Source organism: Flagellimonas olearia, from assembly GCF_009184425.1.
In the GTDB taxonomy this organism is placed as follows: domain Bacteria; phylum Bacteroidota; class Bacteroidia; order Flavobacteriales; family Flavobacteriaceae; genus Flagellimonas; species Flagellimonas olearia.
In genome coordinates this window covers 183027-198318 of sequence record NZ_WELG01000001.1, presented here as the reverse complement: position 1 = coordinate 198318, position 15292 = coordinate 183027, and the positions used below count along the sequence as shown (strand labels likewise).

The following is a 15292-nucleotide window of genomic DNA, read 5'->3' as shown; positions in this document are numbered from 1 at the left end:
AGCCCATTCTATCTTATGACCCAAAAAAAGGAAAAAGTCCCTCTCTTGTTTCCGTATTTTAACATTCTAAAAAAATAATGGGTTTATCTTTAAATAAACACGCCTCCCAGCACCACTTTGACGTATTGTTATGGATTTTTTCAAAAAAAGATCGGAACCCGGTAGGAGAATCCCTTGTTTTCTGGTCCTATAAGAAGAAGAAAGGATAATTAGACTCTTTTAATATAAAACCCAAATGAAAAAAAGAACTGAAAGTACAGGTTCGGAAGCCAATAAAATGGGCAGAAGAAAATTTTTGGGCAATAGTAGCGCCGCTTTTCTTGGAATGGGTGTGACTGGAATTTCAACCCTTAAGGCAATGGAAAACCAGCCTGTTGGGATGCACTCCAGTGACCATTCTGGCCTTTTCCAAGAAAGAGGGTTCGAAGCCATGGTGCAGAAAGCCATTCAATACAAAAAAATTGACGCACACAATCATACAGGAAACTTTCCGGATATGATTGAAAGCATGGATCGTGTGGGCATACAATGGGCCGCCATATCCGATCTTCAAGGGAAGAACACTCCTGAAAATTTCAGAAAATCAAATGATGTGGTCCTAAAGGCCGTAAAACAGTACCCGGGCAGGTTCCTCGGAAAATGCCGAATTAATCCCGGCTATACAAAGGAAGCCTTGGAAGAGATAGACAGATGTGTAGACCAAGGTATGGTGATGTTAGGGGAACTATATGATGAATACAAGGCCAATGACCCCGTGTATTATCCCATTATTGAACGCTGTATTGACCATAAGGTCCCTATTCTTATACATTCCGCCAATATCCTAGGCCTTTGGAGGGAAGGGTATCCTAAAGTTGGAAGCTCCATAAACACATCCATTGCCGATCATTTTGTGGATATTGGCAAAAGATACCCTGAGGCATTGATCATTTGCGGACATATAGGTGGTGGTGGCGATTGGGAATATGTATGCAGGGTGTTACGAAATGCCCCTACAGTATATCTGGATACCAGTGGAAGTGTCTCCGATGAAGGTATGATCGACATGGCCGTGGAACACCTTGGTGTGGACAGGCTCCTGTTTGCCACGGATGTCAACTATGAAACAGGTGTCGGCAAGATCATGAGTGCCAACCTTACCGAGAAAGAAAGAAAAAAAATCTTTTTTGAAAATTTCAACAATCTTCTAAAACCTGCAGGCAATCATGTTAATTGATATAAACTCATACATTGGTCACTGGCCATTCCGACCATTGCGAGGTAATACTTTGGAAGATCTGCTCCAAAGAATGGACGAATTTGGTGTGGACAAATCAATTGTGGCCAACATCAACGGAATCTTTTATAAAGATGCCCAAGGTGCCAATGAAGAATTGGATAAAATGGTTAAGTCAAAAACCATATTCCAGGATAGATTCATTCCTTTTGCCACCATCAACCCTGTACTTCCCTGGTGGGAAGAATCGTTGAACACCTGTCATCAAAATGGAATGAAAGGTATTCGCATATACCCCATTTACCATGAATATGATATTCTTGATCCACGGTGCATAGAGCTCGTAAAGGCGGCCAGGGACCTAAAAATGCCTGTCTCCATTCCTTTGCGAATGATAGACTTGCGACAAAGATCATGGCTGGATGTAAATTCAGTATTGGATTTGAACCATATCGCTTCCTTGGTCAAGCAAGTGCCGGACGCTCAATATATGGTATTGGATATGAGGGTGGGTAGCGGCAGGGCCTCCACTGCTGAATCTCTCGACATATTGAAAATCGCCGATATCCTATTCGATACGGTTCGTGCCAGCGGTGTGCCTACCACAGGGTACAACGGTGAAAGTTTAAAGGGAATGATGGACACTTATGGTCCTGAAAAAATAGCTTTTGGTACGGAAACCCCATTTACAGATTACTGTACCCCTTTTATACGTGTAGCCGTATTCAATGAAGCAGATGCCGGGGTCAAAGAAAAAATCTATTCTGGAAACGTACGCCGCATGCTGCGTTTGTAAAGACTTGATCAGGTGAGATAAAACATATAACCAATTATATAAATAAGTTTTCAAGGCAAATACCATAGAGTTTTCATTCATAAGTTGTTTTAGTTAGCTTTTAGCAAGGAAGAGGAGGGCTTAGTCATGCCCTCCTTCTCATTCTGTATATACCTTTCTATAAAAGATTACTTTAAACCTAGAGATTTCATGAACATTCCACGCCCTGTAATGCGTCTTTTTCCACCCCCTTAATTTGTTCCATCATTGCTATTATACCTTTGAGTTTCAATTGTATTTCAATAGGGTTTATTATGTGATTTTTATAATAATCTTTAAATTTAACCCGTTTTTTTGTGTCGATGTTTGCACATTTACACGCACCCCAAATTGATTTTAAAGCCCACAAGCTACATGTTCATCAATCTAAAAATCAATTTGCTTCATCTGAATAAAAATTTATGAAAAACCAAAACGGAGGGTTAGCGAACATACGTGTTAAGCCTGATTCATATGAATGTACCATAACAACAGATATTGCTGTTTTCGGGTATCTCGATGGAAAACTGAAAATTTTGCTCACCAAAAGATCGTTGGCAAACTATAAAAGTCATTGGTTATTGCCGGGTGGGACAATGGATGCCGATGAAACAGTTGAAGAATGTGCAAAAAAGACACTTTTTGTATTGACCGGCTTGGAGAATATACGCTGTGAATATATAAAACTTTATAGTGCCTTGAACCGACACCCGATCAAACGGGTTGTGACCGCTTCATTCTGTGCTTTGATCCAACCAGAAAAACACCCTTTGGTCTTAACGGACAATGTGGAGAGTCTAGAATGGTTCAGCATGGACGATTTACCCACCCATATTGCATTTGACCATACCCATTTGATCAATGACGCTTATAATTTCCTAAAAGAAAATTTAGAGGATAAACTCCATTTTGGCGAACTATTACCCAAACAGTTCACCCTATCCGAGCTTCAAGTCTTATATGAGACCATTTTTGAAGTCAAGGTGGATAAACGGAATTTCAGGAAACGAATCATGCAAATAAACCTTATTACCAATACCCGCAAAAAGAAGCGGGGGGTCAAAGGAGGTCCATTTTTGTTCGAATACAAACGCCCTCATTGAAACAAAGGCCCAAAAGTCATTGCCAAATTTCAAAAGTCTACTTTTCCCTAGGCTTAAAGGGTTCAACATGAAATGCTCTTCACATCGAATCATTACTGATGGTTATGGATTCAACTGTTGGTAAATAAAAAAGAAGAACGTACCTCATTTGAAGTACGTTCTTCACTAACAAAAAAAACAATCTAACTCAAATAACCGATTACTTTATTCTATGTCCATCAAATTTGACCATATCTGCAATTGAGACTTTTGTTACCTAACCTTTCGGTGATAGATACAACAAATTATCATGACCAATATGCATGGATAGTAAAAGAGGTTCTTTCTTTCGATGATCACACCTCCCGTTTCTTCACTCCTGTTAAGATCTCTTGAGTTTAACAGAACTGCTGAAACGGGAATAGATGCAATCTATCTTCTTATGGGACATCCCACCAAACAGTGCTGGTCAATGCGTTCCCAACGCCTTGTCTATCCACTGCCTCCTGAAAGTTGGCAGCATTGATGGTACTTTCTGAATCCGGCAACACAAAACGAGTTGGGATTCTTCCGCCCGTTAGATTTCCAGGATAGTTTACCGGAACCAAAGCAGGATATCCAGTTCGCCTCCAGTTGGCAAAAATTTCGTATTCGTCCAGGAATAGGGAAACCCACTTTTGAGTTCCTATCTGCTCCATTTGCTCTTCCAAGCTGCCACCTGACAGAAAAGGGTTTGCATCAAGATAGCTGACAATTCGTTCTTCCGCAATTACACCTGCCTCACCAAAAAGCGACCATTGTTGCATTCCTGCCCTAACGGCATTCTCATACAGAGTGGTTGCATCCCCGGTATGCCAGCCTCGAATCACCGCCTCTGCCAAGAGTAAATTCATTTCGGCGTTGGTCATCACCAACAAAGGCGAATCGTAGGCCAAAATTGTTTGTGGATGAGGCTCGGAATAGGTAGGGAAATCAGCTGGTCTATTGTTGAACTCTGCATTTTGCATGCCTTTTTGGATAGCAGTTGTGGTATCGGCCACATACAATCCACTTCCATTATCTACCCAAACCACGGAAATGGCATTTAGCCTTGGATCTCCCGTATCCTTAAGATGGTCGATAAATGTTTTGGCATATTTACCACCCTCCACATTTTCCACACTCTGGGGGTCAATATAATCTCCGTTCATCAAACCTTCAGCAATGGGGTTTCTGCTGGCAACTTGGGAACCATCAACATATCCTATTGCGGCCAAATCACCATTGTCCAAAATTACTCCCCCAGCTATGGCTTTCTTCACCCAAGTCTCCGACAGTGCTTCATCCACATTGGTCAACCGCATTCCTAAACGGAGCATTAAGGAGTAAGCGAATTTTTTCCACTGGGCAACGTCGCCCCCATATATTAAATCCGATGTCCCATAGGAGGATTTTGACGCGTCCAACGCATTGGCTGCTTCCTCCAACTCTTTTAGCATATCATTATAGATAAATGATTGCGTATCATATTTAGGGGTATAAATCTTGTCCGTGATACCTTTACCTGCCTCGGTATATGGGACATCTCCGTACAAGTCCGTAATGTGGTGAAAAATATAGGCCCTCCAAATCCGTGCTATGGAGAGTTGGTTGGCCAGTTCAGGGTCTTCCGAAACGGCACGTATTACTTCCTCAATGTCATTTACGGCATTGGCGTAAACTGTTGGGAAATAATTTTTGGAGTACCCATCATTAAAATATTTGTCCCCAGCTGCCGGTACCTCCTTATAGGTGGCAAATTGCTGCATGGAACCTCCTATGGTCAAGGCTGCCGTTCCAAAATAACTTACGTTCACGGCATCCAATTGTGACTTTGTAAAAAGATACTCTGGAATAATTTCTCCATAGGCATCTGGGTTTTGATTCAGTTCTTCCAAATTATTGTCGCAAGATGTCAGTACGGAAACCATTACCAATGCCATCATCACATATCTATATGTCAATGAATAAACTTTCATAATACAATGAATTAAATTTTAAAATTTTATGTTTAGCCCCATACCTATATTACGTGTTCGAGGGACACCAAAAGCTTCCAATCCTTGCGCATTTCCATTAGTGTAGCTGGACTCAGGATCAAACAGGTCTGTGTTTTTGTAAAGAATGGCCAGGTTACGACCCACCAACGAAACGGATGCGGATTGAATCTTCAAGAAATCCAAAGCTTTTTGTGGAAGGGTATAGGTAAGGACAACTTCACGAAGTTTCACAAAGCTCCCATCATAGACAAAGATATCCGTATATCTTTTGTGGTTATCGTAGTAGGTATCCAGTTCTTCCACAGGAACAACTCTCTCATATGGATTGCCTTGCGTATCAACTCCCGATAGAGGCAAGCCATTTTCCCTTCCAGGAAGGGTTGCCTTGGTGAGGCCAAATCTATGGGAATACTGTGCCAGGTTGGAAAACATTGAATTCCCGAATTTTCCATCCAACAATATGTTCAACGAAAAATCCTTATACCTGAATTCATTTGTCAATCCCATGATCAGAGGTGGAACTCCTTGTCCCAATTCCATGATCTCACTTCGTAGTTCGTACCCACTGTTCGGGTCAAAAATGGTCTGGCCACTGTCATTGGTCGCCATTCTATAGCCCCAAATGGTACCATAGGGTCTTCCAACCACATTCTGAATGGATCCTCCACCGATTCCGCTACCAATTTGAACGGTATTTAGGCCTTCGGTCAGTTTTTTAATTTCACTCTTATTGTAAGCCATGTTATAGCTTGCATCCCACTTAAAATTATCGGTTCGTATAAGGGATCCCGTCAATAGAAGTTCAACCCCCCTATTGCTTACCTTACCAACGTTCAGCAGTGCACGGCTATATCCCGAAGCTGTTGAAATATCCGTTTGTACAATATCGTCTGTTGTGGTTCTATCGTAGAAGGTCAAATCGACTCCTAAACGGTAATCCAATAATTTTGCATTAAAACCTACCTCATAGGTAGTGGACGTATAAGGTCTAAGGTCCGGGTTGGTCACCAAGCTCGAGGAAATCTCCTGAACAGGTCTACCATTGTGCCCTCCTTGTACAATTCCGTAGGTCTGGTTGATCAAATATGGGTCTGGTGCCCCACCACCTACCTGGGCCCAGGAAGATCTCAATTTTACATAGTTAAATGTCTTGGGAAGTTCAACCGCTTCAGACAACAGAAAGCTTCCTCCTATGGAAGGATAAAAAATGTTATTGTTCTCCGGACTTAATGTGGAGAACCAATCCTCTCTTCCCGTCAATGTCAAATACAGGAAGTCCTTATATCCCAAATCAACAGAACCAAACAAGGAATTCACCCCAGTTCTTCTATTATTTGGGGTAGTGGTCAAAGTACCCAAGTTGGTATAGCTATAGTATTCCGGTATGGTAAATTGTTGACCGTTGATTGCAGTGGAATTGTTTATGTTACGTTGCTGATTACCTCCAAACATTGCATTGACACTTAAATCCTGAAACAATTTAGTGTTGTAATCAATGGTCAATAGAAGGTTTGTTTCTGAAACGTCCGACCTTAATGATTCATAACTTCCACCCGGTCTAAATGCGGTATAGGATGGGGTGATTCCCTTATACTCAAAGTTGTAAAAATCTTCACTCACTGTACCCCGTACACTCAGGTTATCCAATATATTGTAATGGATGTTCACCTGACCAATAAAGCGATTCTTTTTGTCATCGTTTTGGTACCTATTCACTACCCAATAAGGGTTATTGGCAATATTCACGGGGTTCCACAAAATCTCACTTCCATCAGGATTGTATCCGGGAGCCATATTTCTTACATCCACGGTATTGGACACCAAATGTGTGGCCCATGCCGAATTGTAATCGGCATATCCGGTACCTGGCCTGTTTCTGGCCTCCTCAATATTATATTGCGCTACCCCATCTATACTAAGTCTCTCTCCCAATTGGGCACTTAAACTTAGGTTTGCCGTTTTTCTATTGAAAGAAGAATTGGGAACAACACTATGGGCATCCATATTGGATACGGACAACCTAAAATTCATGGCTTCCGAACCACCCGTAAAGGCTACCGTATTAACAAAGGTGCTACCCACATCATAAAAATTCTTGATATTATCCTTAACCTTGACCGGGGAATAAGGACGCTCAACCCCATCAAACTGGATGACAGGTGTGCCGTCCATAGGCGCACCAAACGAAAGACGACCCCACTCTATGGCCTGGTCTTGGGTTGTAGGCTTCACCCCATTTGACCCAGCACCGTATTTATACTGATAGTCTGGAAACATGGATGGTGTTTCAAAAACAATGTTTCCATTGTATTCCACGCCTATTCCTTTTTGTGCGGTACCTTTTTTGGTGGTTATCAAAATAACGCCATTTGCCGCTCTTGACCCATATAGTGCGGCTGCAGCCCCACCTTTTAATACACTGATAGTTTCTATATCATCGGGGTTGATTCCTGCAATACCATCTCCTCGGTCAACATTGATCCCTTGCCCCCCTGTTGAAGAACCTCCTCCAGGAATACTATTGTCAATAGGCATACCATTTACCACATACAAGGGTTGATTGTCGCCAGAGAGCGAGCCATTACCCCTGATGATGACCCTACTGGAACCTCCCGGCCCCGTTGCAAGCCCGGTTGCATTTACCCCGGCAATCTTACCGGTCAATGCATTGGCCACATTGGATTCACGAGCCTCTGAAAACTTATCTCCTCCAACTTCGGATACTGAATAAGCCAGGGCTTTTTCACTTCTTTTTACACCCAAGGCGGTTACCACCACTTCGTCCAGTCCCGCAGCACTCTCTTGCAAAACTATATTTATTGTCGATTGTCCACCTACAGCTACTTCCTTGGTGGCGAATCCTATGTAAGAGACCACCAAAATGGCTTCATCATTGGCAATATCCATGGAAAAATTCCCGTCGAAATCAACGGTGACCCCATTTAAAGTTCCTTTTTCTACGATGTTGGCTCCCGGCAAAGGCAGTCCCCCGGTATCGGTAACCGTTCCGGAAATGCTTCTTTGCAAAATCTCTTCCTCAATGTCCTCGCTATTCTGAAGTAACAATGGAGCCTCAATCTTAAGCGGATTGACTTTAAGAATAATCTGTTTTTTTCGTACTACACTATAAATCGCTGTATCCTTGAACAACATCTTCAGTACTTCAGATACCGGAGTTTCAAACACATCGATGGATACCACTCTATCTGCATCGATTTTTTTGTTATTGTAAAAGAATTTAAAATCAGTTTGGGACTCGATAGTTTCGAAGACCTTTCTCATTTCCACATTTTCCAGTTCTAGGCTAACTTTAGTTTCTTGACTATATCCGTTGGCCTGGACGGAGAAGATTGAAACCACTAAAAGAAGTACCGTGAGTTTCATTGCTAAACTGAATTTTAGCGAATAAGGCTTACAGAAAGCCTTCTTAATATTAATTTTCATACTTTTATAAAGTTTTAAATTGACTATTATTAGTCTATTATCTCAAATCGGGAAATGTTGCCGCATTTTCCGATTTTTTTATGTGATAAAGACTAAACTTTAAGTTCGGTTGGTTGGGTTGTTGGTCATTTCATAGGCATACTGTATTTAGTTTTTGGTTGAGTTAATTATAATGTTGTCCCCATCAATTTGAAAATCAAAAGGGGTTTCCTCGGTAAACGTCTTCAATACCTCCCTAATAGTCTCAATATCAAAGGTTGCCGTGAAAATCTGATTGTCCAGTTTTGGGTAGTTACTCTTTATACTGACATTGTAATGCCGTTCCAATTTCTTCACGATGTTTTTAAAGGGCATTTCCTTGATAACCAGCTTTCCTTCTACCCAACCTGTGTATATGTCGGTATCGACCTTTTCAAAGGCCAATTTTTTGTAAAACTTGTCCCACCCGGCTTTGTATCCAGGCTCCAATAGCGAAGCGGTTTTCTCATCGTAATCTTCTGTTGAATTGTATAGGCTTACAGAACCCTCCACCAAAACCGTATGTATGTTTCGATCCTCGGGGTACGCAGAAATATTGAACTTGGTCCCCAATACCCGAACATCCATATCTTCGCTGGTGACGATAAAGGGGTGCTTCTTGTCTTTACGGACATCAAAAAATCCTTCCCCTGTTAAAAATACCTGACGATTTTGACCGTCAAGAAACTTAACAGGATATTTAAGGGACGATCCTGCATTGAGATATACTTTTGTGCTATCCGATAAAACAATGGTGAATCTTTTACCATAGGGCACTTTAAGGGTATTGTATGCCAGCTCTTCCGTTTCGCTGGAAACAGAATAATCAAGCTGACCTCCATTTTGCTTCCCTAAAATTCCTCCTTTTGAATTCACCAAGGTCTGAAGGGCATCCGTGGAAATTACTTTAACCTCCCCATTATCCAATTGGAGGGTAATGGTATCCTCTTGCGGCAATTGTTCCGTAATAGGTTGGTTGTGGTTCCAAATGCCAATACCCAAACCTAAGGCAACAATAAGAATCGCTGCATATTTCAATAAAGGCGTAAACAAAACACGTTTCCTGACTTGCCGTTTCCTAGTCTCTAAAAGTTTCAATACTTGGTCCCATGCAACCTCCTCTTTCAACTCAAAAATCCGGAACAACTCTTCTTCCCCTTGCTCCTCCACTACTTGTTGGAGACGAATATATAAAGAGCGGTTTTCTTCCGATTGGTCTATCCAATGATCAAAAAAGGCTCGCTCCCTATCGGTCAAATCACCCTTTATTTTTTTGGCTATGATATCAGCTATATTCATGAAATCTTTTCCGAAATAATGCCCCTGTTTTAAGGACCTCTTTATCTAAAGACCCAAAAAAGCAAAAAAGGGTGATGCGAAAAATGAAAAATTCTTAAAAAAGAAGAATAGAGGCAGTAAAAGACATAAAATATATTAGAAGAAGATACACATCTGTTAGGTTATGTCTTAAAATTTTATAAGCCTTCTTCATTTGGGTTTTTACGGTATTTTCAGAAATACCAAGGGAATCTGCAGCGGAATTATACTTATGGCCATCAACAACGCACATTTCAAAAACCACTTTGCATTTGGGAGGAAGTTTGTCCATTGCCTTGCGAAGTTTGGAATTTAATTCCTCGTTCTTTACACCATGCTCTTCCACAAGAACAATTTTACCACTTTCCAATGACTCTGTTTTTTTGACTCTAGCAATATGCTTGAGGCTACTGTTCTTGACAGATTTCCAAACATAGGATTTTACGTTAAGGATATGGAAACCTTTGTTTTTTAAAAGCAGCTTCACAAACACATCCTGCACAATATCCTGTGCTTGATCCATGCACCCAACATAACTATAGGAAAGCAAGCAAAATTCTCTATAGTACTCTTTGAAAACGAGCTCTATGTCACTTTGCAGATTTCGTGTCATGGTTAAGTTGGGTTAGTTGTGAAGTGGACCAATAGTACACTTAAAAATCGCTTTCATATCCGATTTTGGAATATCTGGTCTCCTGTTCGGCAATCAAATATTTAGGACGATTGACTCAATATTATTAAATTTTTTTGAGATTTTCAACAGCTTATTTGTAATTATCCTATTGATATGTTCCTTTCGTTACGTTATATCCAATTACCCGACCCCGCCCCATTATCAGCTCCTCATTGCAAGAAAATTGGCTTTTTGAAAGGTCTTGGAAATGCCCTAAAAAGTCGCAGACAAATTGACCAATTGAATGATTTTTAGGCTACTGCCCATCTTGCATTCCAATCCTGTGCACCTCTCAAAAAAGACTTGAATGGAGTAGTTGATTGAATAAATGTAAACCCAAAAATTATAACATAAACATGTATGGGTGTTGATCTTTACAGGCTGGAATCTACCAAAATCAATCTTAAAAATTTTGGTTCAGGTTTTTTCATTCACCTGGTTTTGTCCAACAATTTCCCTGTGGATTTGGATACTTCAGTATACAACAAGGTATCCATAAACTGGATATCAAAATGAGTTTTAAGGATTACATTGACAAATTGATGGTATTTCAACAGAGTATATAATCATGAACTGTAACTCCCCATTGGAGGAATTTCACTTACTTTGATATTACTTTATATCCAACAATCGAAGGCTAAAATCCATACCTTCAAGTAAGAACCTATACATTAAGGCAATGAACCCGGATTTTTACAAAAGTTTAATTGAAAACAATAAAAAATGGGTCGAGTCCAAATTGGCCTTTGACCCAGAATTCTTCAAGAAACTGGAAAAGGGCCAGCAACCCCCTTTGCTATGGATCGGATGCTCCGACAGCCGGGTCCCTGCCAATGAAATCATTGGGGCACAGCCGGGAGAGGTCTTTGTTCACCGTAACATTGCCAATTTGGTCGTGCATTCGGACATGAACATGCTCAGTGTTCTTGATTATGCGGTCAACGCTCTTAAAATTACCCATATCATCGTATGCGGCCATTATGGATGCGGTGGTGTAAAAGCCGCCATGGAAAACCACTCCTACGGATTGGTGGATAATTGGATCCGACATATTCGCGATGTGTATAGGCTCCATCAAAAGGTCTTGGAAGAAATCCCTGAGCCGCAACAACGATTTGACCGCTTCGTGGAATTCAACACTAGGGAACAGGTACTCGATCTGGCCAAAACCTCTATAGTACAAACGGCATGGAAAAAAGGGCAGGTCCTTCATTTGCACGGTTGGGTATATGGGGTCGGTACAGGAATCATCAAAGACCTCAACGTAAACATGAACTGTAATTCCCAACTGGAAGAATTCTATAGATTGGAAATCAAAGATTAAATACTTTTCCCCACCAAACAGGGCCTAAAACAATCACTTCAATGACAACTCACATGGTATTGAAGGGATTCTTTGTTTATAGCAAATATGAGTTTTAAAAGCCCGTTCAACATCCATAAACCCCATAAAGCCGAAAACCCTGCCTTAAAAAGATGACATTTGCTATTTTTGGTTATATACACTAAAAACATCATGACACACAAACTATTGGCCATTTTCTTCTACTGCTTTTTACAGATTACTTTGGCCCAAGAAATCTCCATCGATAAATTGGAAGATGCCCTAGCAGATTACACCGCCAAAATTGAACATGCAGCCGTGCTCCAAGATTGTGGGCATGCTTTTGACGGACCCGCTTTTTTTTACAAACAAGTGGAAAACAATTGGTTGGATTTTGCACTGAACATTTCCAGTGATTCCAAAAAAAATATTGGAAGGGACATGTACAATAGGTACGTTACCCTTGGGCAATTGGACAACACCCATTCTGCCAAACCAAAGGTTGAAGAAATATTGCAACGTATTGTTAGGAATGTGCCCCGAAAGGATGTATCCTACCGAATAAGCATTCTTAAATCTGAGGAAATCAATGCATTCGCCACTTTGGGCGGTTACCTGTACATTACCACGGGTTTGCTAAATTTTATCGACTCCTATGATGAATTGGCCTTTATCATTGGACATGAGGTGGCCCATGAGGACAAGCTCCACACCCAAAGGAAAGTTACCAAGCTTACCCTCTCCACAGACCTTCAGGGGATGACCCGCATGGATGGTTTCACCGATATTGCCAATAAGATCAATAGGACTTTTTCGCCACCCTTTGATCAAATTGATGAATATGAAGCGGACAAGGTAGGGTTTGAATTGGCCAAAGCGGCCGGATATGATGTGAACAGGTTTGCAGATTTCTTCAGGAAATTGGAACGCTACCAAAAGCAGGACCTCATTAAAAAATTGACTTCCACCCATCCTTTCGCGGAACACCGGAAAAAATGCATCCAATCTTACATCAACCAATAATATGATTTCGGAAATGTACCTCATCTGCAACGGACAGTCCATTCCTTTGCCCAAAAACCAAATTGTTACCATTGGAAGAAAGGGCCATGGTGCCCAAGTTGAGATAGAAAGCCAACTTGCTTCCCGAAAACATGCCCAAATTGAAGTAAGGACAGATGGGATCTACATCATGGATCTTGAAAGCTCAAACGGAACCAAGATTGGGCAACGGTCAATAGCACCCAATACATGGGTCAAGATTTTACCTGATGACGTTTTCACCATCGCATCACAAAAACTAAAAGTAGCCGCTGAAAGTCAAAACGAAAAGGCCCCACAATCCTCGGAACCCCAAAATGAATTTACGGGCTTCAAACAAAAAATTGTAGCCAAGGGCTCCTATACGATTGGCCGACTCGAGAGCAACGATATTATCCTTGATGATCCCACGGTGACCCGGGAACATGCCGTTATCTCCTATGCGCAAGGTGATTTTTGGATCGAAGACCTCGGCTCCACCAACAAGACCTACCTGAATGGCAAGGAGTTAAAATCCAAAACCAAGTTCAAGGACAGCGATACGGTCACCATATCATTTTACAGCATTACCCTAAAAGACGGAGCCAAGGACCTGAGGAAAGAGAGAAGTGCCATAAAAGCATTGGCGATTCAAAAAAAATATCCAAACAACAAAGTTGGATTGCAGGATATGTCCTTGAACATTCCCCATTCCACCTTTGTGGCGTTGATGGGGCCTTCGGGTTGTGGAAAATCCACCTTGTTGAAATGTTTGAACGGGGAAAATCCCGCTACCTCCGGGGAGGTATTTATTCACGGGCTCTCATTGGCGGACAACTTTAGCCTCATCAAGAAAAAAATCGGTTATGTGCCCCAAGATGATATCATCCATAAGGAATTGACCGTCTACAAAACCTTGTTCTACGCGGCCAAACTCCGTTTGCCGGATGATACCGCCGTATCAGAGATCAACCAAAGAATCGATAAGGTCATCAACGACCTGAATCTGGACCAGGACAAGGAAAAGGACATCAGGACCATAAAAGTGGGCAACCTTTCCGGCGGTCAGCGAAAACGCGTTTCCATCGCGGTGGAACTTTTGACCGAACCCACCATTCTGTTTTTGGATGAACCCACTTCTCCCCTAGACCCTGAGACCATTGAGAGTTTCTTGAAGAGTCTTAAAAAGTTGGCCCATTCGGGAACCACAATTGTTATGGTGACCCACAAACCGGAAGATCTTAACTATGTGGACCAGGCCATATTTTTAGGTGTTCAGGGGCATTTGGTATTTCAGGGTCCGGCCAACTCATTGACCTCCCATTTTGAAGCCCGGAACATTGTGGAGGTCTACAGTAAAATGAGCGATATTGGCACGGTAACCGCTTATTACCAAAAACCCAGCAAAGTTGGGTTCAAAGTGGTTAATAACCCAGACGTAAAAAAGGAAAAACCTGATTCGTACCGGCTACAATTGTATTGGTTGGTTTCCAGATATTTCAACATCAAACTTAATGACAAAGGAAATCTGGCCCTCTTATTGGCACAGCCCGTGATCATTGCGGTCTTGGTCTGCTTGGTATTCAATAAATTTCAGATTGGGGTCATGTTCCTGATGGCCATTTCGGCCATTTGGTTTGGGGTGAGCAACGCCGCCAAAGAGATTGTAGGTGAGCTTACGGTGTATAAACGGGAGCGCATGTTCAACCTGAATATCAACACCTATATTCTTTCAAAATGGTTGGTACTTTCATTGATTGCCCTTGTGCAGACCGTATTGTTTGTAAGTATCATCTACCTTAATTTCAAACTAAACACTTTTGAAGGTTTTGAAGAAGTGTACCTGAGACCTTTTGGAGAGAGTATGTTGTTCATGTTCTATATTTCGGTTTCTGCTTCGCTGATTGGTTTATGGCTTTCATCCGCACTCAACACCACGGAAAAAGTGATGACCGTGGTGCCCATTGCCCTCATGCCTCAGATCATGTTGGCCGGCGTAATGACAAAAATCAACAACACCTTGGTGGAAGTATTGAGCTTTTTCACTTTAGGCCGTTGGGGCACGGAGGGTTTTGCCAGATTACAGGACAATGCCTCCCCTGCCTCTGAATTCAATCCAGGTACGGTCCAATCCGTATTGACCTCTATTCCGCTTCCCTCACCCGAAGTGGGTACCCAGACCGCATCGACTTCGGCAGTGCAATTGCTCGACCTGTACAATGAAAAATTGGTTGATGATGGAACCTTGATCGGTGAGGTCTTCAACAGTTTTGACATGAACGTGGTGGTCATTGCAGTACTCAATGTCATGTTCTATGTTTTGATCTATGTTTCACTTAAGAAGAAAGACAGTATTTAAAACCATC

10 protein-coding genes are annotated in these 15292 nt (G+C 41.7%); 6 read left to right on the top strand and 4 right to left on the bottom strand.

Annotated features, from left to right (window positions below):
* The first annotated feature begins 235 nt into the window (after window positions 1-235).
* From F8C76_RS00830 to F8C76_RS00820, 3 genes are all read left to right on the top strand, one after another.
* On the top strand, window positions 236-1216 hold the full coding sequence (locus F8C76_RS00830) for an amidohydrolase family protein (RefSeq protein WP_152130046.1): 981 nt from the start codon (window positions 236-238) through the stop codon (window positions 1214-1216).
* A complete protein-coding gene (locus F8C76_RS00825) occupies window positions 1206-2012 on the top strand; it encodes an amidohydrolase family protein (protein WP_211372086.1) in 807 nt (268 codons plus the stop codon). Before F8C76_RS00830 ends, F8C76_RS00825 begins: the two co-directional genes overlap by 11 nt.
* Window positions 2013-2452: 440 nt before the next feature.
* Complete coding sequence (locus tag F8C76_RS00820; protein ID WP_152130044.1) at window positions 2453-3133, top strand: NUDIX hydrolase; 681 nt, start codon at window positions 2453-2455, stop codon at window positions 3131-3133.
* Window positions 3134-3552: 419 nt separating this feature from the next.
* On the opposite strand, the gene F8C76_RS00815 is transcribed toward F8C76_RS00820, so the two are convergent.
* The 4 genes from F8C76_RS00815 to F8C76_RS00800 form a co-directional block, all read right to left on the bottom strand.
* Window positions 3553-5109 carry a SusD/RagB family nutrient-binding outer membrane lipoprotein gene (locus tag F8C76_RS00815; protein ID WP_152130043.1) on the bottom strand — a complete coding sequence of 519 codons (1557 nt, stop codon included), beginning with the start codon at window positions 5107-5109 and terminating at the stop codon, window positions 3553-3555.
* Window positions 5110-5127: 18 nt separating this feature from the next.
* Complete coding sequence (locus F8C76_RS00810) at window positions 5128-8514, bottom strand: SusC/RagA family TonB-linked outer membrane protein (protein ID WP_249042330.1); 3387 nt, start codon at window positions 8512-8514, stop codon at window positions 5128-5130.
* 207 nt (window positions 8515-8721) lie between these two features.
* The gene (locus tag F8C76_RS00805) at window positions 8722-9891 is read right to left on the bottom strand and encodes a FecR family protein (protein ID WP_152130041.1); all 1170 of its coding nucleotides are present in this window, start codon (window positions 9889-9891) and stop codon (window positions 8722-8724) included.
* 94 nt (window positions 9892-9985) lie between these two features.
* Window positions 9986-10522: a sigma-70 family RNA polymerase sigma factor gene (locus tag F8C76_RS00800; RefSeq protein WP_129656221.1), complete on the bottom strand. Its 537-nt coding sequence runs from the start codon at window positions 10520-10522 to the stop codon at window positions 9986-9988.
* 739 nt (window positions 10523-11261) lie between these two features.
* Between F8C76_RS00800 and can the strand changes: the two genes are divergently transcribed.
* The 3 genes from can to F8C76_RS00785 all read left to right on the top strand — a co-directional run bounded on the left by can (window position 11262) and on the right by F8C76_RS00785 (window position 15285).
* Complete coding sequence (gene can, locus F8C76_RS00795) at window positions 11262-11906, top strand: carbonate dehydratase (RefSeq protein ID WP_129656220.1); 645 nt, start codon at window positions 11262-11264, stop codon at window positions 11904-11906.
* Between the two features lie 192 nt (window positions 11907-12098).
* On the top strand, window positions 12099-12929 hold the full coding sequence (locus F8C76_RS00790; RefSeq protein ID WP_152130040.1) for a M48 family metallopeptidase: 831 nt from the start codon (window positions 12099-12101) through the stop codon (window positions 12927-12929).
* Between the two features lies 1 nt (window position 12930).
* Window positions 12931-15285, top strand: a complete 2355-nt coding sequence (locus F8C76_RS00785) for an ATP-binding cassette domain-containing protein (RefSeq protein WP_152130039.1) — start codon at window positions 12931-12933, stop codon at window positions 15283-15285.
* Window positions 15286-15292 lie beyond the last annotated feature (7 nt).